Raw genomic sequence first — 17,700 nt, forward strand, 5'->3', positions numbered from 1 at the left:
CATCCTAAGGAAATCCGGGGAAGAGGCAAAGGGCAGCGCGAAGATGTCGAGAATCGGACTGGTTGTCGCGGCTCATTGTCGAGTGGCTCAGGAAATGGTCAAGACGGCGGAGATGATTCTGGGGCCGCTGGAAGCTGTTCGCGCCGTTTCCATGGATCCCGCCACGCCCGTCGAGGAGATGGTGCGAGAGCTCTCGGAAGCCATCAAGGAGGTGGATGCCGGACCGGGGGTGCTGGTGCTTACCGACCTTTTCGGCGGGACGCCTTCCAATGTCGCCCTCTCCTTCGTGGGGTCCCGGGTGGAAGTGCTCAGCGGTTTCAACCTTCCCATGCTCATCAAGTTCGCCGAGATCCGAGGGGCGTCTTCATTGAAGGAGGCTGCCGAAATTCTCAGGGATTACGGGCGCCGACACATCTCTTTGGCTAGCGAGATCTTGTCTTCGAGGCCTGAATCGAAAGGACGGGAGTCGGATCATGAGCGCTCGCCTGCCCATAGTCATTGAGCCGATGCGGCCTGCAGACCTTCCAGCGGTCATCGACATCGAAAAGGCGAGCCATGTGGATCCTTGGCGAGAGTCTTTTTTTGCGGAGGAGTTGCAAAGACCCCAAGCGCTCACCTTGGTTGCGCGCCTGACGGAAGATCGGCGTCGGATTGTCGGCTACATCTGTGTATGGCTGGTGGCCGATGAAGTGCAGATCTTCAACCTTGCGGTGGACCCGGCCCTGAGAAGGCGAGGTGTCGGCCGTCAATTGCTTCTGGCGGCGTTGCGTCATGCGTGTGGGCGCAATGCGCGCATCGCGCTGCTGGAGGTGCGCCGCAGCAACCATGCGGCCCAACAACTCTATCAAAGTATCGGATTTCGGCCATCGGGACTTCGCCCCAATTATTACGAAGGCCTGAGAGAACCTGCGGTCCTCATGGAATTGGAAATGGACCGGGGTTGGAGGTCTCGGTGGCTGCGTTCGGAAGGCCTTCCCATTGACGCAGAGAGGTCTGGTTGATGCCGAGTGTCCAAAGCACTCAGGTTCAGTCTGAGGCGCTCCTGAAGAATTTGATGGTCACCAACGTCCCGGTCACGGTGGACCCCGGACATGAGGTACTGGTGGAGGCAGTTTCGGGGTACGCCGGCAAGGAAAAGCAAGCCCGGGATCTCCTGCTGGAATATCATCACCGTTATCGTAACTGGGCTTATGTGCTCCAGGAAACCTGGCGTTATGCCACGGGGAATCTGCGCTTGTACCGGCACTATCATCACAGTGCCGGGGTGGTGGGCCTGTTATCCCGTATCTTCCTCCATGCCCTCTCCGATGCGGGCAACCCTAGGACACAGTCGACGGCCGCCGATCATCTGATTGCCCTATGGCTGAAGATCATTGAGGAGGCTCCGGAACTGTGCCGTGAGGATTCGGGGGATCTTCCCGCCCTTGGAGACCAGGATCCTTTGCCGCGTGGGGTGGCCCACGGCGGGATTCTCCGATGGTGCTTCGCCAAACTCCACAGTCTGCCTCCGTCCAGCTTCCAATGGGTCGTTCGCAGTTTCTATCAGCCCAAAAAGCTTTTACTGCGATGCCTTGACCTATGGTCTTCCCCGGCTTCCTTTGCGGAAGGGCGCCTGCTTTTGGAGCGGCTGCTTATGGAGACCCATACGTTCTGGGTCCAAAGGGAAGATCCTTCAGCCTGGTTGACCCGTCAGCTTCAGGAAGAATTGGATGTGAGAGAATGGAGAAGCCTGTTCAGTCCCCTGCTTCGCGCCGACCATGAGCGCGCCCTCAGTCGCATCCACGGCCTGAGTGCCGAAAAGGATCCTCGGCGGGCTATAGAAAAGCTGTGCACGTTTCCCGACTTCCGCGAAATTGTTCGCGCATATCAACAACTTCCGGATAAGGTGGGTCGGGCCGTCCCTCAGGAGCATGCGGGCCATGTGAGCATGTTGTTGCGTTTGAGGATCATGGAAACCAAAGGGTTGGAGCCGATCCATGAAGAAACGCTGCGTGCGATGAACATGGACGTGGGCCGTTGGATTCGCGAGGAATCCCAGGAGGTCCTCAGGCCGCGGCTCACCCGCTTCCTCCAAGTCCTCCGGGGGTGCCTCCACAATTACCCGGAAGCGGCCTTGCACTGCGTGCGCACCGTTGGTCTGGAAATCCTCGGCACGGACGACCGGGATCTCATCGAGTTTTTCATCCGGCACGTCATCTGGTTGGGGTTCCAGACGCCCAAACTTAAGGGGGTCTCGCAGTACTGGCAGGTTCAAGTGAACCCGGCCCACCTCACCAACATCCGGGTCTGGCTTGACCTGATCCGAAAAAGCCCTCGGCGGACTCGAACTCTGCTCTCCGCCCTCATCGTCAATCTGTTCCTGGCGGGCATCTACGTGCGTGATACGGACTTGTTCCAGAAGGATGTGAGCCTGCTCTTGCACGCCCCCATCGGGCCTCTTTTCAACCTCGTCAAACAACTGACCAAACTCTTTCCGGTCTATTTCAACGAAGTCGGTGCCGAAGGACTGCTGCGGGCCGTGTCCACGGATGTGGACGAGATCACCCAACGCGGCGATCCGCTCATTCACTTCCTGCGCAAACAAAGCCACGTGGAAAGCAACAACCTGATCGTCCTGTTTATTGAAGCCATCTTTCATTTTTGGCACACCCTGGACAAGGAGCCGCTGAAGAAATTCGTTCCGCCCGAGGTTTACCGGGATATTAGAGAATACGGTCCTTATGTGGACGGGATGCACCGCATCTTCCGGCACGTGTTTTCCGGCCATGACGGCGTCCATCATGCGAAGGACCTTCTCGATCTGCATGAAGACGAGCTGCACAAAAAGATCGAAGCCATTCCGGAAGTGTCCGCCCTGGAAAAACAGCGCGCTTTCCTCATGATCCGCTTTTACCAGTTGCTCCATGAAAAATACGCGCTCAGTTTCAAAGACATTCACATCCATTTGCGGCGGGCCGTCCAACTGGGCTTGCCGGATCCCACATCCTTGGAAGAAGCCCTTCAGGGACAGGATCCCATTGCCAAACTGGAAGCGATTTTGAACTATCTGGAGTCTCTCCAGCAGATTGTGCTCACCGATCAAGAAATGACCACGGTGGAAAACATCTATCTCAAGAGGCACATCGCCGTAGACATTCCATCCATGTACGGTTCCTACAGCGAACGGAAATTCGACGCGCTGGGTCTGACGTTCCGGTTGGAAAATTTGGCCAATGTGCTTTTTGAGGAAGTCATTCTGTCTTTCAACTTGAGTTTCATCACCCGGGCCACATTCGGCCGCATCGGACGCGTGCTGCCTCTGTTCATCCGGGCGCTGTCGATCGATGGAATTACGTCCCGTCGGTTGGATCGGCAGGAGGAACTCTTTCAACGGGCTCTCCAGATCCGGAGGTTCTCGCACTCCCAATATATTGACATCTTCCGTGGATTCTCTGAAGCCATCAAACAAATCATACAGAGTTTCTACAATGCGGTTCATGAAGACAATTTGAGCGTGATCATCCGGCAGTTGAGTGAATCCGGCGACCTGCTACCGCGCTATCGGCGCCACGACGTGAATGAACGGCCTGAAGAACGGGTGCACCGCATTTCGGAAACCTTCCTTCGCGACCTCGTGGCCCGGACTTTCGGTTTGCAGTATTTCGACCATTTTATTTCCAGCATCCTCACGACGCTGGCGACCCAGAAGGAAGAACTGAGCTCGGAAAAGCTGGATCTCTTGTTGAGTTACGACCCGGAAAAGACCATCTCCCGAATCTATGCTCCGGAAGAGAGCACGTACGATCTGATTCATCTAGGCAATAAAGGCTACAATCTGACCCAGTTGCATTCCCTTGGGATTCGGGTGCCCCCCGGCTTCATTATCACCACGGAATACTTTCGTTGTCAGGATGTGATCGAGAGCCTGCAGCAATCCAACGAGGACTTCAAAGCGCGAGTCATGGCTCACATTGAGGATCTGGAAGAGAAATCCGGCCGGAAGTTCGGCGACCCGCGAAATCCTTTGTTGCTTTCCGTGCGTAGCGGGTCAGCTGTGTCCATGCCGGGCATGATGAACACCTTTCTCAATGTGGGGATCAACGAACACGTTGTGGAGGGGCTCATCCGGCAGAGCGGGCAGCCGTGGTTTGCTTGGGACAACTACCGGCGGTTTGTGCAGTCCTGGGGGATGTCTTTCGGTCTGGACCGGGATCATTACGATGCCATCATGCGGTTTTACAAAAAGAAATACGGCCGCTTGTTCAAAAGGGAGTTCACCCCGGAGGAGATGCGGGAGGTGGCCCTCGCCTATCGGGACTACACGAGGCAATCCAAAATTGAGCTTACAGACGATCCGGTGGAGCAGTTGTTTACCGCCATCCGCCAGGTCATGGAATCCTGGTTTTTCCCGAAAGCCATCACCTATCGTCAGATCATGGGGCTCTCGCAAAACTGGGGCACGGCGGTCACCATCCAGACCATGGTCTTCGGGAACCTGGACCTGCACTCGGGATCCGGCGTCATGTTCACGCATAACCCGTGGACCTCGGAAGACGACATTGACCCCCGCGGGGATTTCACACTGGGGAATCAAGGCGAAGACGTGGTGGGGGGATTGGTGGAAACGTTGCCGCTTTCCGAAAAACAGCGTCTTGCGGCAGCCGAGCGCAAGGAGCATTCTCTGGAGTCTCTGTTTCCTCGGGTCTTTGAACGTCTGACGGAAATCGCCAAGGAACTCATCTACAAGCACAAATGGGGTCCTCAAGAAATCGAATTCACGTTTCAAGGCGCGGATGGGGATGGACTCTACATCTTGCAGTCCCGCAACATGGCTCCTCGTGGGAGCCGCCGATACCCGTGTTTCAAGGTGACAAGCGAACTGGAAAGGAGTTACCTTGGGAACGGCATCGGGGTCAGCGGAGGGGCGCTCTGCGGACGGGTGGCTTTTGAACTCAACGACATCGTGCGACTCAAGAAAGACTATCCGGGTGAAGCCATCATTTTGATCCGCTCGGACACCGTTCCCGACGATATCCATGAGATCTCCATCGCCGACGGCGTCTTGACCGGTAAAGGCGGGGCCACATCCCACGCCGCCATCGTGGCCCATCGGCTGGGTAAGACCTGCGTGGTGGGTTGTTCCAAAATGCGGGTGTGGGAGAGGGACGGTCGATGTTTGATTGGTGGGCGTTTTTTAAGAACAGGGGATGTGATCGGGATTGACGGGCGCAGTGGGGCCATCTATGCGGGTTTTCATGAGACGGAAAAACCCGAAGAGGACCACGGCGCCTGCACGCTATGACGTTGAAGCCTCAGCGGCACGCCAAGGGGGGAGACAATGGGCGAACAAGAAAAAATGGTCCCTCAAAAGTTGGGCATCAACGGGTTGGGTCGGATTGCCAAGCTCAGCATCTGGCACCATGTGGAACGGCAGTATTTTTCCGAGCTGGTGGTCAACATCGGCCGGGACGTCGGGCAGAGTCTGGATGACATTGCCTTGTTCATAGAGAAGGATTCCACTTACGGCCGTTTGCACCACTTCCTGTACGGCTGCCGGGCGTCCAGGGTGATCGAAGAAATTAACGACAAAGAAGGCTCCATGCGCATCAATGGGGTCAAGGCGACCTTTCTGAGAAAACACCGAAACCCGGCCGAAATCGGCTGGAAAGACCACGGCGTGGAGATCGTCGTCGACGCCACGGGCGCTTTCCTGGACCCTACGGTGCCGGCGGAGGATCCCAAAGGTTCGGTTCGAGGGCATCTGGCCGCAGGAGCCCGGAAGGTGATCGTGTCGGCCCCGTTCAAGATCAAAGACAAGTCCAAGGACATGCCGCCGGATGCGGTGACCACTGTCATGGGGATCAACGATGCCGACTTTGATCCCAAGCGCCACACCATCGTCTCTCACGCTTCGTGCACGACCACATGCCTGGCCTACATGGTTAAGCCGCTTTTGGACTATTTCGGTCCCATGCGGATATTGTCCGCATCCATGGCCACCGTCCACGCGGCCACCCCATCTCAACAGGTGCTGGACCGGGCCCCGAAAGCCAAAGCGGACGACCTCAGAAAGACTCGGTCCGTTTTCAACAACATCATCCTGACCACCACCGGGGCGGCCAAAGCTCTCGGTTTGGTGATTCCCGAGATGAAAGAGATCGGCTTTATCGCCGAGTCGGTGCGGGTGCCCGTGACCACGGGATCCTTGATCATCTTGGTGGTTCTGATCCAAGACGAAAGCATGAAAAATCCCATCAACCGCAATCTTATCAATGATATTTATCGAAAGGCTCAGTCGCATTATCCCGACGGCTACCTTCTGTATACGGACGAACAGAACGTGTCGTCGGACATCATCGGCTTGCCCCGAGCGGCGGCCGTCATCGAAGGCCATGAAACCCACACGCGCACCGCCGCCGTGCGCTTCGACCTCAACCACGTGCTCAATGTGTGCGCCGCCCTGTCTTCTGAGCAGGAGCATGCTTTCGATGTGGAGCAGGTACTGAAGCATGCGGACAAGACCTTGGATTCAGAACAAAAAGCGAGAATCATTCAGATTCCAGTGACCCAAGCGGTCATCTATGGCTGGTATGACAACGAATTGGGAAGCTACACCAACATGCTGGGCGATCGTACCGTAAGTATTGCAAGGATGCTGCGCTGAGCCTGTCATACTAAACAAAAAGGAGGAGAAGATGGCCATTAGGGTTGCGATTAACGGCTTCGGGCGCATTGGCCGCATGGTGTTACGAGCCAACGTGGATCGAGGCGGTCCTCTGGAGGTGGTGGCGCTGAACGATTTGGGAAGTCCTGCCGAACTGGCTTATCTATTGCGTTATGACTCCGTGCACGGCACATGGAACCGACAAATCTCCGCCGACGATCAACAGATCTATGTGGACGGCACAGCCTACAAGTGCCTCAAAGTGGGCGATCCCGCTCAGGCCCCGTGGAGGGACCTCGGGGTGGATATCGTCCTGGAAACCAGCGGCCGGTTTCGGGATAAAACGAGCTGCCTGAAGCATATGGATTCGGGAGCCCGTAAGGTCATCGTGGGGGCCCCCGGCAAAGGAATGGACGCCACCTTTGTCATGGGTGTCAACCACGACCAATACGACCCTATGAAGCATCACATCGTCTCCAATGCGTCATGCACCACCAACTGTCTGGCGCCCATCGTCCGTGTGCTCCACGATCGGTTCGGTGTCGAACACGGCCTCATGACCACGATTCACTCGTACACCATGGACCAGAGACTCTTGGACGCCCTTCACAAGGATCTGCGGCGGGCCCGGGCGGCGGCCCTTTCCATGGTGCCCACGACAACCGGAGCCGCCACGGCGGTTGCGGAAGTCATACCGGAACTCAAAGGCAAACTGGACGGCATGGCCATTCGAGTCCCGACCCCGAACGTCTCCATTGTGGACGTGGTCTGTCGGGTGGAAACGGACGCTACCGTGGAAACAGTCAATCAGGCTCTCAAGGAAGCCGCCGAAGGGCACATGAAAGGCATCTTGCGCTACGTGGACGAAGAACTGGTCTCTGTGGACTTCAACCACAGCACGTACTCCTCCTGCGTGGATGCTCCGCTGACCAAAGTCATCGAAAAGCGGATGGTGAAGGTCCTGAGCTGGTACGACAACGAATTCGGTTATGCCAACCGTCTGGTGGATTTGGCCCTGCACATGGCCAAAGACTTATAAAAGGGGGAGTGCGGCGGCCGGTTTCGCACCCGGGGAGTTTTTCGGGGTGTTCGGAAAACGCAGGAGGGGCGGACCATGAAGACGTTGGATCACATTGACGTATCGGGCAGGCGGGTATTCATTCGGGTGGACTTCAATGTTCCCCTGGACAAGAAAAACGGCCAGGTGGCCGATGATGCCCGCATTGTGGCCATCTTGCCGACTCTAAAAAAAGTCATGGAATCTGGCGGGAAGGCCGTTCTGGCCTCCCATTTGGGACGTCCGAAGGGAAAGGTGGTGCCGGAGATGAGCCTGGCGCCTGTGGCCCGTCATCTCTCCGGGGTTTTGGGCCGCGAGGTTCCCCTGGCGCCCGATTGCATCGGCCCGGCGGTCCGTGAGCTGGTAAGCTCCCTGCCGGCAGGTGGGGTTCTTCTTTTGGAAAACCTGCGATTCCATCCGGAAGAAGAAAAAAACGATCCAGGGTTTTCCAAAGAATTGGCCTCCTTGGCAGATGTCTACGTCAACGACGCATTTGCCGTGTCCCATCGAGCCCATGCGTCGGTTCACGGGATCACGCAACATGTGCGGGTCTGTGCGGCAGGCTACCAGCTGGCCAAGGAGGTGGAATACTTCAGGAGGTCCGTGGAAACGCCGGAGCGGCCGCTGGCCGTCGTCATCGGCGGGGCCAAGGTCTCCACGAAGATCGGCGTATTGGAAAACCTGATCCCGAAGGTGGATTTCTTGGTGATCGGTGGGGCCATGGCCAACACCTTCCTCAAAGCCCAAGGGCATAGGGTCGGAATGTCTCTCGTGGAAGACGATTTCTTGGCCAAGGCGATGGAGCTCCTCGAATTGGCGAAAAACCGAGGGGTTCGAGTCCTTCTGCCGGTGGATGTGGTCGTCGCGCCCAATCTGGAATCCGCCGCAGAGGCCCGAACGGTAAGTGTGGAGGCGGTGCCGGAGGACGCCATGATCTTCGATGTGGGAGAGCGGACCGTCAGCGCCATGAAAGAAGCCCTTCAAGGCTGTTCGACCATCGTGTGGAACGGACCCTTGGGGGCTTTTGAGACGTCGCCTTTTGAGAAAGCGACATTTGCACTGGCTGAATTTCTAGGCGCATCAAAAGCTCTGACGGTTATCGGCGGCGGCGATTCGACCAGTGCGGTCAAAAAAGCCGGGGTGGCCGACAAAGTCGGTTACGTCTCCACTGGCGGCGGTGCCTTTCTGGAAATGATGGAAGGAAAAATCCTTCCCGGTATCGAGGCTCTCGAAGCATGCATGGGGAAGGAGTAGCCATGTCCGGCAATGCGCGCCTGCCGCTCATGGCGGCCAACTGGAAGATGCACTTGAGTATCGGCGAGGCGGTGACATTTGTCGCCAAGCTTCATGATATCGTCGGGACACCGCAAGACCGGCAGGTGCTCATCGCACCGCCCTTTACGCACTTGTGGCCGCTCCGGGAATCCATGGCCGCAGCGGGGTTCTCGCTGGCGGCCCAAAACTGCCACTGGGAATCTCAGGGAGCCTTCACGGGTGAAGTCTCCTTGGCCATGATCATGGAGACAGGCTGCCGTTACGTTATCGTGGGCCACTCGGAGCGGCGCCACATCTTTGGGGAATCCGATGCGTGGATCGGCCTGAAAACAGCGGCGGCCGTGTCTCGAGGCATTGTGCCCATTTTGTGCATCGGCGAAAAGATTGAAGAAAGGGAAGCGGGATTGACGGAGGAGGTGTTGCGGCGTCAGTTAGCTGAGGGGTTGGAGCGGGTTCAGCTGCAGGCTCCGGAAGACCTGGTCATCGCTTACGAGCCCGTGTGGGCTATCGGCACGGGAAAGACAGCCACACCGGAGATGGCCCAGGAGGCTCATGCTTTTGTCCGCCGATGGCTCGCCGAGCGCTTCGACAAAGCGGTTGCAAACGGTGTGCGAATATTGTATGGAGGCTCCGTCAAACCGGGCAATGTGGATGATCTCATGGCCCAGCCTGATATCGACGGCGCTCTGGTGGGCGGTGCCAGCTTGGAAGTGGCGTCGTTTGCCCGGATCGTCCAATATCGAGGGAGTGCGAGAAGCGGCTGATGCAGGCAATTTTAATTACCTTTCACATTTTGGCGTGTCTGGCGCTGATTTTCATTGTCCTGCTCCAAACGGGCCGAGGAGCTGAAATCGGTGCGGTTTTCGGAGGTAGTTCACAAACCCTGTTCGGCAGCACAGGGGGGACGACATTCCTGGGCAAGTTGACCACCTTGGCCGCGATCGTCTTTATGCTCACATGTTTGGGCTTGACGTATCTGTCCGGCCAGGTGCACACCAAGTCCGTCATGGATAAGGCTCCAGCCAAGGAACAACCGGTGTTGCCGGAAGCGAAGCCGGTCCAGACGGCACCGGCGCCGATCAACGTGGAGTCCAAGACGGGAGTCCCGACGACACCGGGGCAGGTCCCGTCGGAGCCCGCTAAAGTCCCGGCGGCGGAGACCCCGAAAGGCGCCGGAGGACAGGGTGGTTCCACCGAGGCCAATCCGCAGGGGAAACAGGCACAATGACCCTTGCAACGTTGTGAAGGTTTAGTATAATCATTGGTTGTCAAGCCTTAGTGCCGAAGTGGTGGAATCTGGTAGACACGCCATCTTGAGGGGGTGGTGGGGAGACCCGTGCCGGTTCGAGTCCGGCCTTCGGCACCATCGTTGAAATTATTGGGAAAATCAGGCTGGATAGCCGGATTTGCCAAAAATTTGCCAAAAAGTGCCAAAGGCGGAATCAGTAATGCTCATGATTCCAAAAGATTGGCAATTTTGGCAGGGCGTTTTCGGCTGCCAAAACTGTCGCCGCCCTCGCCGCTCGTCCCCACGATTGCTAGGGTGTGCGACAGATTTTTTTTGCCTTCGCCCGGGATCCAATGACCGTAAATGTCAACGGTCATGGTGATGCTGTGATGTCCAAGCTGTTTCTGCACGTAGGCAGGGCTGTAATGCTCCATCAGAAGCAGGGTCGCATACGTGTGGCGAAGGTCATGGGGTGATCGGACCCTGAGCTTGCTCAATCGGCATGCCCTCCGTAGTCCATTTTGGACCATTCGCTGCGTGATCCCGGCAAAAAGATACCCGTCGTCAATTCCGGTCCGCAATGCCTCCTTGCGAAGCTCAAAGATGTAGTCTTCCAGCTTGGCCACAAGAGGCTCCGGCAAATCGATCAATCTTTCTCCGGTCTTGGGAGGCCCAAATCTGCCGTGGCTAACCTTCTCTACAATCTTGTATTGACAATTGTGGGTATCCAGATGGTCACGGTGCATTGCCAAACATTCCCCGAGCCGCATCCCCGTTAGTGCCAGTGTTTCAATCACCATGGCAATTCGCCAATTTAAGTGGCGCTTGGAGTTTTCCAGCAATCTGCTCAACTCCTGCCGGGTGAAGGGATCCGGTACCCGCTCCCTGCGCAACTTTTTCACCGGGAGTACCTTCTTGGTCAATCCACGAGCCGGGTTCTCCTTGACAAAGCCGTTGTCTATGGCCTCGCTGAAAATACCGCTAATGACCGAATGAATCAGCTCAACGGTTTTTGCCGATCGGATCGAAAGGGCATCTGTCAGCACTCGTTTCAACAATTGGCGATCGATCTTGACCAGCGGTTTTCTCCCCAAAGCGGGAAGAACGAAATCGCGAACAATCCCGTAGTACCGTTCGAACGTGTTAGGTGCCCACCGCGCATGGTTTGTTTCAAGCCAGTTTCTTGCAGCTTGCTCCATGGTGTAGTGTCTCAGGTCCATGTCCAATTCAAAGGGGAGACCCAGCCGTGTCGCTACCACCTCGGCATATTTTACTGCGCGCTCCAAATCGTCGAACCTGGTTCGATCCCGCTCGCCCTTGAAGTTGACCGTGACTTCGAATTGCCCTGCCTTCGTTTTCGCGACCGTCACGCCCTTGGCGATGCTGTAAATGGTTCCGTACTTTCCCTCCTTCGTTCTGTAATTCACCGTAGCACCTCCTCCAATGCCTGCGCCTTAACGACAGCGAGGCGTTGTCTGACGGTGCCGCCGGCGTGGAAGCTTTCACGCATCCATTCATCAAATTCACTGCGCTTTACCCGAATGCTCCTGCCAAGCCTGTAATAAGGCATACCACTGCGGAGCCATTTGCGTAAAGTGCTCTGCGACAACGAGGCGTAGTTTGCGAGTTGGTGAATTGTCATGTATTCGGCATGCTGGTGCGCCTTGTTCATCGGACACACTCCACAAAGTTTAAGAGACTTCGTCATCAAGAGACTTCGTCATCATAGGTTGCGAGTCGGTAGGCATGACCGCGCTACGAGCGTAGCGGGCCATGTCCTAACAGACAGACATAGACAGACTTCGTCATGAACAGACTTCGTCTTCGCCATAGAGAGACTTCGTCCTGCCAGACTTCATAGAGAGACTTCGTCATCGTGTGTAGGGGGCAAGCTATTGTGGACTGGGCGTGTGGGTCTTTGAGAGGACATCCCGGAACTTGGCCAGTTTGTCGCCGTTTCGTGAACACTGGGTGAGCATCTGAAGCTGTTCGTCCAGCTGGTTGGGCAGAAGCGCATCGACGGATTCGGCCCGGTAGCGGTTGAGCGCGTAGTTCCAGTATGCCCCGGATAGATTGTCCAGCTCGAGTTTCCGGAGAAGATCGTTGATGGTCGATATGACGCTCTGCTTCGGATCCTGACCGCTTTGGAGCCAGGCGGCGAGGGCCTGGCCGGTTTCTTCATCCGGGGTGAAGAACTTGCCGTCGAAAAGCCCGGTGCGGTCCTTGCTCGAGGTGGCAACATGGCCGTCGATGCTGAGATCGAGCACGACGGTGAACTCGTATTCTATGCCGTCTCGCTGGATAGGCGCCAGGCCCAGTTTCACCGGTTTTGTTTTGCCGTTTTCGTTCAGTGTTACTTCATAGGCCGTCTTGGTGCGCATGGTGGCGATGACATGGCAGGAACAGGAAAGGATGGTGTCAAGTAGTTTATTGTGCTGTGGCGTCACGTAGCGCCAGGCGGTGAATTCGTTCGTTCCCTTGCAGGTCTTCGCAATATTGTCCTTGATGTCGATAAGGCCTCCGGGGCCAGCCCAAGCGTGTGATAGTGAGTCAATGATGAGAACGGCGTAGCCTGCGTCTTGTGCGGCCCGGATCCGTTCGATGTAGCGTTTCGGGTCGAAGGGCGGATCAAGCCTGGCGATGTCGTAGTCGAAGTGGTCAGAATAGAGCTCTCCGGAGCCGCGTTCGGTGTCAATCATGGCGATGTGGCCTGAGGTAGTGTCGTTAAGAGCTTGGACTAGGCCCGTTGCAATACGCAGGGCACTATACGTTTTCCCAGAGCCGGCCGGGCCGACTAAGGCCAGCCGGAGCTTTGCCTGCTGGCGTTGAGCTCTACGAAACATGGCTTTCTCCTCTCCACTCTCCTGCGCTGGCAGGGAGTCCCGGGGACTACGTCTCCAGAGAAATGTCGTCGTGGGCGATGCCTGCCTGACGGGCTCCCGTGACAGGCAGAGCGGGGGCCTGATTACAAAAATCGCGGACGTTACAAAAGTGCAGACAGCGAACCGGCAGACGCGGCCGGTGCTCAACGTAGGCGCCTGGGACGGTCGCGGCGTGGTGTTCGGCGGCGATCGGGCTGTCGTAGATGCGAAGGGCCGTCTTCCTTCCTTTTTTCATCACCGCCCAGGCCTCGCCTCTTTCCCAGCGTTCTTCCGGTGTGCACGGTGGAAGCTCATCATCAGGAAGTGTTTCAGCTCGTTGATGCAGGGTGACCCGTTCTTCGATGTATCTTGCACTTTCTTGAGGACTCCAGATTGGCACGTCGAACAGTTGCACCGGAGGCGGATAGTCGCGCCGGCGTTCGGCTTCCATCCGGCGCCAATCCCGGTACAGGCAGACAATCTGGGCGCGATCGACTTCGAACCCTTCAGAGCGCCACAGGTGGACGTAGCAGTTGATCTGGGCGGTCCATTCCGGCTTGATCCCGTAATTAGTCGTGTACACGCTGGTGAACTTGTAATCCCGAAGCACATACTCACCACTGGAGCGGCGCTTGTAGAGGTCGCTCTGGCCGGAGACGGTCCAGCCGTTCACTTCGATTGTGATCCGTTCTTCGTGGATGGCTTCGAAGTCGTCCGCACGTTCCAGGATGCCATGGACGACTTGCCCGTAAAGGGCAAACAGTCGGTCACTCACGTCTTCGACGATAGCGTGGGCATAACGTTTCCTGAGCTGGTAGATCCTCGGCGGACCGATGAGCGAGGTCACGCTGATGCGCCCGTCGTGGAAGTAGGGATCCCGCACCACGGCGGAGACGACTTCGGCCGGGAGTTGGTAGATATTGGTGTAGGGCATGGCATACTCCATAGACAGACTTCGTCATAGAGAGACTTCGTCATAGAGAGACTTCGTCATAGAGAGACTTCGTCTTGGCTAAACGGCAAGACGCACTTTCCGGCGCGGCACGTCGGTGAGGGCTTGGTCGAGTTCAGCTTTGACCTGGCTCATGCCTGCCTGGATCCGCCGCTTGAGCCATTCGTTACCGCGTAGCTCCTCAGGAGTTACTCCGCTTAAAAGAGCCCTGGCTTGCTCGACAAGTTCGGCCAGTTGGTCATCCTGGAATATGTTGCGCTCGTTGAATGAGCTCAAGAAGCTCTGAATCTTTTCTACCATGGAGTTCTTGAAGACCTTTGGTTTGTCGTCAGAACTGCCGGTAAGGCGCTCTACCAGGTGGGACACGCAATCGGCAAATTCGGTGCGCAGTGCTGAAATTGCCAATTCCCTTGTTTCTTCCATGAGTTGCTCAAACTTCTTCTTTTCCCTTTCGTAGATTTCCGGGCTCAGAACGGCATACTTGCCCGGAGTCTCAATAGTGAGATACTGCCAAGCAAAACTAAATTTGTTCCAAATGTCGGCGGGATAGTCCCCCTCGTTGAAGTGTTCGCCGAGATGTGTTCGCCCCTCCTCTAGAGCGTCTTGGTAGCCTTCAATGAACTGATCCACGCACTGGTTGAAGTCCCTTCGGTGGTTTTCCAAGACTTCTTCGATCACGTTGATCCTTTCCTTGGGAACCAGTGTCAGCCCTTCGATGGGAAACGGCAGGGCATGCCGGCTCAGGTCCTTGCGGGCGCGGCTGATCACGGCGCGGATTGGGTTTAACAGGTCAGGGCTTACGAGGTATTTCCTGCCTCTGAGCCAGTTGCTGTTCCCGATGCGTTCCATGACGCCCGGTTCAAGCATCCGGGATCCCTGCCAGCATGATGTTTTGAGCTGAATCAAGCAGGCTTTGTTGAATACGTTTTCCATTCCAGTCCTCCTTAGCCTTAACCGCACAAAGGAAGATGCCGTTTGACGACTGCGCGTTGATCTCGTTGGTAGTAAGCCGGAGTGAGTTGACGCGCGGTTTCCCTACCGAGAAGATCTTTCAGGAACTGGGATTCTTCCAGGCATGCCTTACCGGTGAAGCCGCGGGTCTCTATCTTGATTTCGCCGTTGTCCAAAATATCGATTACGATTTCCTTATAGAGAGACTTCGTCATGATTGATCCTCCAGGCAGGCGATGCGTTCTTCTATTTGCTCGATACTCTCCTCGCACCGTTTCACCGCGAGGTCTAGTTCCTGGGACCAGCCAAGGAGATAGGCGGCACGATCCCGTTCACTCATTCGGCCCCATTTCGACCAGAACTCGCGACTGAAGTACGCCTGTCGGATAGGGACAAGGTCGGTGCGGGGCTCATCTCCAACGAAGGGTTTGTTTGCCATCGGCTTTACTCCTTTGATACATCACTTTATCAGGGTCAGCCTTAGACCCTGCGGGGTCCGCTTTTCCTGAACCATGTACCCTCGGCGGCGCGCTTCGGTGAGAACCCGGGAGCGGGCGTAAGCTTGTTTCAGGCGGCAGGCGTTGGGACCAAGGACCTGTTCGAGTCCTCCCGCATGCCATGGGTCCCAAAGCAGATGATATTTGCCGCCACGCCGAACGACTCCGATTTCATAACGGGCGCCGGGAACCAGGATGGCATGGTCGCATTTCCCCAGGTCTTCCGCAGTGAGGCCCTCCGGGAGCGGGTAATTTCCTACCCAAGAGCCGTACCACGCGTAGGTTTTCTGATCTTCACGGAAGACCAGGCCCAGGTCGCGGCAGGCCGATTTCAGGGCACACAGATCGGTCACTTCCAATTCGATCTTCGCAACGTGGCTCATGACCCCTTCTCCTCCACAGCGCTGAGGACCGAGTGTGACGACTCAGTGCTCGGTCCTCATGTTTTCAACACGATGCCTTTGTCGAAGGTCCTTTTGGGGACCACCGCCTAGGCTCCCTCACGGTCCCGGCTCATGAATTCCTTGGCGTGTTTCAGGGACCGGGCTTCAATAACGCGGAAGCGAACACCGTCACGGCTTGATTCCTTGTGAAAATCTTTGAGGTTAAATGCGATGAAAAGCATGGATAGTTTCCTCCACTATGCCCATGATTGAATCAGTCAACATTTAGGGGCTCTACCTTCGCAACGGCGGATGAACTCCAAAAAGGACCCCGCCTGGTTGCGTCTGTCGAATTGTTCTCGCACGTAGATCGCCCAAAGGGCTTTCAGGGTAGCAACCACCTTGGGCTGGCGCCCGTGAAGGGCGATGGCGTGTCCGGTGGCTGCGGCGAACGGAAAGAAGGGACTGTTCCGATACGCCCGCTTGATGATGTGTCTGCAGATATGGTTCTTAGGCATAGCTCACATCCTTACTTTGTGTGACGGTCCTGAGGACTCGGTCTGACGACTCAACGCTCAGTTCTCAGCACTCGCTACAGGCCAGTCGGCGCACCTTCCGGCTTGCAGGGGTATGCGCTTCAGCGGTGTTGGCCAGCCGAGCCCGGGTTTTGGCCCACTCGCGAAGCGCGTTGATTTCTTCTCGCATGGTGCGGGACAGCGGTACGATGTTGGACATGGCGGCATCGAGCCCGTCGAAGAGCGCGTCTTTAGCTAATTGTTCAATTTCGGCCCCGGTAAAACCATCTAGCTTCTCGCTGTATGACTCAGGAATTTCGGTCCCGTATCGGCGGTTCATAATGGCAATGATCTCGCTTTGTTCGGGCTGGCTTGGGAGATCGACGAAGAAGATGGCATCGAAGCGGCCGGCACGGAGGAATTCCGGAGGCAGTTGAGAGATGTTGTTGGCCGTAGCCATGATGAGCACGGGAGCTGTGGTTTCCTGCATCCAGTTGAGGAAGTGGCCGAACATGGCGGCGGTTGTGCCGGCGTCCGTCTGACCGCTCGATTGGGCCCCGGCCAGGGCTTTTTCCACTTCGTCGAGCCAGATCACGGCTTCACCGAAAGCATCAATGATGCGGGTAGCCTGCCGCATCCGCTGTTCCGACTCGCCGACCAGGGGAGTTTTTAAAGCCCCAATGTCGAGGCGGATCAGGGGCCAGCCGAGGATTGAGGCTGTTGCCTTGCATGCCAGGCTTTTCCCTGTTCCTGGAATCCCGACCAGCAAAATGCCCTTGGGGCGCGGCAGGTGTTCATTTCCCGGCTGAAAAGCGATGGCGCGGTTGCGAATGTAGGCTTTCAGGTTGTCAAGGCCGCCAACGTTTTCGATGAGTTCGGGTTGCCAAAACTCCATCAGGCCGCTCTTTCGGATCATCTGGGCTTTCACTTCGGCGATGATCCGGTGGTCAAAGCGGCCCTGTTCAATGAGTGACAAGGAAAAGGCCGTTTCCGCCTCGAATTCTGTGAGGCCTTTGGCGGCCGCGGCTGTCATGGGGTCTGGCAAGACTTTGAGCTGTGTTTGATCTCCTGAGATGCCTTCGGCGAGCTCGACCTGCATGGCATACAGTTGTGATTCGTCCGGTAAGGGCAGATCAATCACGTGGAAAAGCTTTTCGATTTCAGGATGCGAACCAACGGCCGACACGACTGGTGAGATCATCACCAGGCAGCAGCCGGTGCCCTTCCAGCGTTCAACCCCATTTTGGATGGCCTGCACAACCTCAGGGCTATCCAAGAAAAGATGTAGGTTGTGGGCCAGGAGCACCGTGTCCTGGCGGGTACGAAGCCAGTTGATGG

At 56.6% G+C, this 17,700-nt stretch carries 19 protein-coding genes and 1 tRNA gene; 9 read left to right on the forward strand and 11 right to left on the reverse strand.

Annotated elements, in window-relative coordinates:
• Positions 1 to 43: 43 nt before the first annotated feature.
• The 9 genes from ACZ5K9_RS08545 (at position 44) to ACZ5K9_RS08585 (ending at position 10,341) form a co-directional block, all read left to right on the forward strand.
• Positions 44 to 502 (forward strand): PTS sugar transporter subunit IIA, encoded by a 459-nt coding sequence (locus ACZ5K9_RS08545; protein ID WP_464270915.1) that lies wholly within the window; start codon positions 44 to 46, stop codon positions 500 to 502.
• The gene (rimI, locus tag ACZ5K9_RS08550) at positions 474 to 1,001 is read left to right on the forward strand and encodes a ribosomal protein S18-alanine N-acetyltransferase (RefSeq protein WP_464270916.1); all 528 of its coding nucleotides are present in this window, start codon (positions 474 to 476) and stop codon (positions 999 to 1,001) included. Before ACZ5K9_RS08545 ends, rimI begins: the two co-directional genes overlap by 29 nt.
• Positions 1,001 to 5,281: a PEP/pyruvate-binding domain-containing protein gene (locus tag ACZ5K9_RS08555; protein WP_464270917.1), complete on the forward strand. Its 4,281-nt coding sequence runs from the start codon at positions 1,001 to 1,003 to the stop codon at positions 5,279 to 5,281. The genes rimI and ACZ5K9_RS08555 overlap by 1 nt, the downstream gene beginning before the upstream one ends.
• Before the next feature lie 36 nt (positions 5,282 to 5,317).
• On the forward strand, positions 5,318 to 6,643 hold the full coding sequence (locus ACZ5K9_RS08560; protein WP_464270918.1) for a type I glyceraldehyde-3-phosphate dehydrogenase: 1,326 nt from the start codon (positions 5,318 to 5,320) through the stop codon (positions 6,641 to 6,643).
• Between the two features lie 31 nt (positions 6,644 to 6,674).
• Complete coding sequence (gap, locus tag ACZ5K9_RS08565) at positions 6,675 to 7,682, forward strand: type I glyceraldehyde-3-phosphate dehydrogenase (protein WP_464270919.1); 1,008 nt, start codon at positions 6,675 to 6,677, stop codon at positions 7,680 to 7,682.
• Positions 7,683 to 7,757: 75 nt separating this feature from the next.
• Positions 7,758 to 8,954, forward strand: coding sequence for a phosphoglycerate kinase (locus ACZ5K9_RS08570; RefSeq protein ID WP_464270920.1), 1,197 nt, complete (start codon positions 7,758 to 7,760; stop codon positions 8,952 to 8,954).
• Between the two features lie 2 nt (positions 8,955 to 8,956).
• Positions 8,957 to 9,739, forward strand: a complete 783-nt coding sequence (gene tpiA / locus ACZ5K9_RS08575) for a triose-phosphate isomerase (protein ID WP_464270921.1) — start codon at positions 8,957 to 8,959, stop codon at positions 9,737 to 9,739.
• Positions 9,739 to 10,203 carry a preprotein translocase subunit SecG gene (secG, locus tag ACZ5K9_RS08580; protein WP_464270922.1) on the forward strand — a complete coding sequence of 155 codons (465 nt, stop codon included), beginning with the start codon at positions 9,739 to 9,741 and terminating at the stop codon, positions 10,201 to 10,203. The genes tpiA and secG overlap by 1 nt, the downstream gene beginning before the upstream one ends.
• A gap of 52 nt (positions 10,204 to 10,255) precedes the next feature.
• Positions 10,256 to 10,341 (forward strand) — tRNA-Leu (locus ACZ5K9_RS08585).
• An 86-nt stretch (positions 10,342 to 10,427) separates the two neighbouring features.
• Here the strand turns inward: ACZ5K9_RS08585 and ACZ5K9_RS08590 are convergent.
• From ACZ5K9_RS08590 to ACZ5K9_RS08640, 11 genes are all read right to left on the reverse strand, one after another.
• Positions 10,428 to 11,630 carry a tyrosine-type recombinase/integrase gene (locus tag ACZ5K9_RS08590; RefSeq protein ID WP_464270923.1) on the reverse strand — a complete coding sequence of 401 codons (1,203 nt, stop codon included), beginning with the start codon at positions 11,628 to 11,630 and terminating at the stop codon, positions 10,428 to 10,430.
• Positions 11,627 to 11,875, reverse strand: a complete 249-nt coding sequence (locus tag ACZ5K9_RS08595; protein ID WP_464270924.1) for an excisionase family DNA-binding protein — start codon at positions 11,873 to 11,875, stop codon at positions 11,627 to 11,629. The genes ACZ5K9_RS08590 and ACZ5K9_RS08595 overlap by 4 nt, the downstream gene beginning before the upstream one ends.
• A gap of 220 nt (positions 11,876 to 12,095) precedes the next feature.
• Entirely contained in the window at positions 12,096 to 13,046 is a 951-nt protein-coding gene (locus ACZ5K9_RS08600) for an ATP-binding protein (protein WP_464270925.1), read from the reverse strand.
• Between the two features lie 46 nt (positions 13,047 to 13,092).
• The gene (locus ACZ5K9_RS08605; protein ID WP_464270926.1) at positions 13,093 to 13,998 is read right to left on the reverse strand and encodes a hypothetical protein; all 906 of its coding nucleotides are present in this window, start codon (positions 13,996 to 13,998) and stop codon (positions 13,093 to 13,095) included.
• Positions 13,999 to 14,076: 78 nt separating this feature from the next.
• Complete coding sequence (locus ACZ5K9_RS08610) at positions 14,077 to 14,949, reverse strand: DUF3150 domain-containing protein (protein ID WP_464270927.1); 873 nt, start codon at positions 14,947 to 14,949, stop codon at positions 14,077 to 14,079.
• Between the two features lie 17 nt (positions 14,950 to 14,966).
• Positions 14,967 to 15,182 (reverse strand): DUF2997 domain-containing protein, encoded by a 216-nt coding sequence (locus tag ACZ5K9_RS08615; protein WP_464270928.1) that lies wholly within the window; start codon positions 15,180 to 15,182, stop codon positions 14,967 to 14,969.
• Positions 15,179 to 15,406 (reverse strand): hypothetical protein, encoded by a 228-nt coding sequence (locus ACZ5K9_RS08620; RefSeq protein WP_464270929.1) that lies wholly within the window; start codon positions 15,404 to 15,406, stop codon positions 15,179 to 15,181. The genes ACZ5K9_RS08615 and ACZ5K9_RS08620 overlap by 4 nt, the downstream gene beginning before the upstream one ends.
• Positions 15,407 to 15,427: 21 nt before the next feature.
• Complete coding sequence (locus ACZ5K9_RS08625; protein ID WP_464270930.1) at positions 15,428 to 15,847, reverse strand: DUF1257 domain-containing protein; 420 nt, start codon at positions 15,845 to 15,847, stop codon at positions 15,428 to 15,430.
• Between the two features lie 107 nt (positions 15,848 to 15,954).
• The gene (locus ACZ5K9_RS08630) at positions 15,955 to 16,089 is read right to left on the reverse strand and encodes a hypothetical protein (RefSeq protein WP_464270931.1); all 135 of its coding nucleotides are present in this window, start codon (positions 16,087 to 16,089) and stop codon (positions 15,955 to 15,957) included.
• Positions 16,090 to 16,125: 36 nt separating this feature from the next.
• Complete coding sequence (locus tag ACZ5K9_RS08635; protein ID WP_464270932.1) at positions 16,126 to 16,365, reverse strand: hypothetical protein; 240 nt, start codon at positions 16,363 to 16,365, stop codon at positions 16,126 to 16,128.
• A gap of 64 nt (positions 16,366 to 16,429) precedes the next feature.
• Positions 16,430 to 17,620, reverse strand: coding sequence for an AAA family ATPase (locus ACZ5K9_RS08640; protein WP_464270933.1), 1,191 nt, complete (start codon positions 17,618 to 17,620; stop codon positions 16,430 to 16,432).
• Positions 17,621 to 17,700: the final 80 nt, after the last annotated feature.

The organism is Desulfosoma profundi (assembly GCF_055387865.1).

Coding starts and splice junctions, on each gene's coding strand:
- ACZ5K9_RS08545 (WP_464270915.1), top strand. CDS start 44: ATGTCGAGAATCGGACTGGTTGTCGCGGCTCATTGTCGAGTGGCTCAG.
- rimI (WP_464270916.1), top strand. CDS start 474: ATGAGCGCTCGCCTGCCCATAGTCATTGAGCCGATGCGGCCTGCAGAC.
- ACZ5K9_RS08555 (WP_464270917.1), top strand. CDS start 1,001: ATGCCGAGTGTCCAAAGCACTCAGGTTCAGTCTGAGGCGCTCCTGAAG.
- ACZ5K9_RS08560 (WP_464270918.1), top strand. CDS start 5,318: ATGGGCGAACAAGAAAAAATGGTCCCTCAAAAGTTGGGCATCAACGGG.
- gap (WP_464270919.1), top strand. CDS start 6,675: ATGGCCATTAGGGTTGCGATTAACGGCTTCGGGCGCATTGGCCGCATG.
- ACZ5K9_RS08570 (WP_464270920.1), top strand. CDS start 7,758: ATGAAGACGTTGGATCACATTGACGTATCGGGCAGGCGGGTATTCATT.
- tpiA (WP_464270921.1), top strand. CDS start 8,957: ATGTCCGGCAATGCGCGCCTGCCGCTCATGGCGGCCAACTGGAAGATG.
- secG (WP_464270922.1), top strand. CDS start 9,739: ATGCAGGCAATTTTAATTACCTTTCACATTTTGGCGTGTCTGGCGCTG.
- ACZ5K9_RS08595 (WP_464270924.1), bottom strand. CDS start 11,875: ATGAACAAGGCGCACCAGCATGCCGAATACATGACAATTCACCAACTC.
- ACZ5K9_RS08600 (WP_464270925.1), bottom strand. CDS start 13,046: ATGTTTCGTAGAGCTCAACGCCAGCAGGCAAAGCTCCGGCTGGCCTTA.
- ACZ5K9_RS08605 (WP_464270926.1), bottom strand. CDS start 13,998: ATGCCCTACACCAATATCTACCAACTCCCGGCCGAAGTCGTCTCCGCC.
- ACZ5K9_RS08610 (WP_464270927.1), bottom strand. CDS start 14,949: ATGGAAAACGTATTCAACAAAGCCTGCTTGATTCAGCTCAAAACATCA.
- ACZ5K9_RS08615 (WP_464270928.1), bottom strand. CDS start 15,182: ATGACGAAGTCTCTCTATAAGGAAATCGTAATCGATATTTTGGACAAC.
- ACZ5K9_RS08620 (WP_464270929.1), bottom strand. CDS start 15,406: ATGGCAAACAAACCCTTCGTTGGAGATGAGCCCCGCACCGACCTTGTC.
- ACZ5K9_RS08625 (WP_464270930.1), bottom strand. CDS start 15,847: ATGAGCCACGTTGCGAAGATCGAATTGGAAGTGACCGATCTGTGTGCC.
- ACZ5K9_RS08630 (WP_464270931.1), bottom strand. CDS start 16,089: ATGCTTTTCATCGCATTTAACCTCAAAGATTTTCACAAGGAATCAAGC.
- ACZ5K9_RS08635 (WP_464270932.1), bottom strand. CDS start 16,365: ATGCCTAAGAACCATATCTGCAGACACATCATCAAGCGGGCGTATCGG.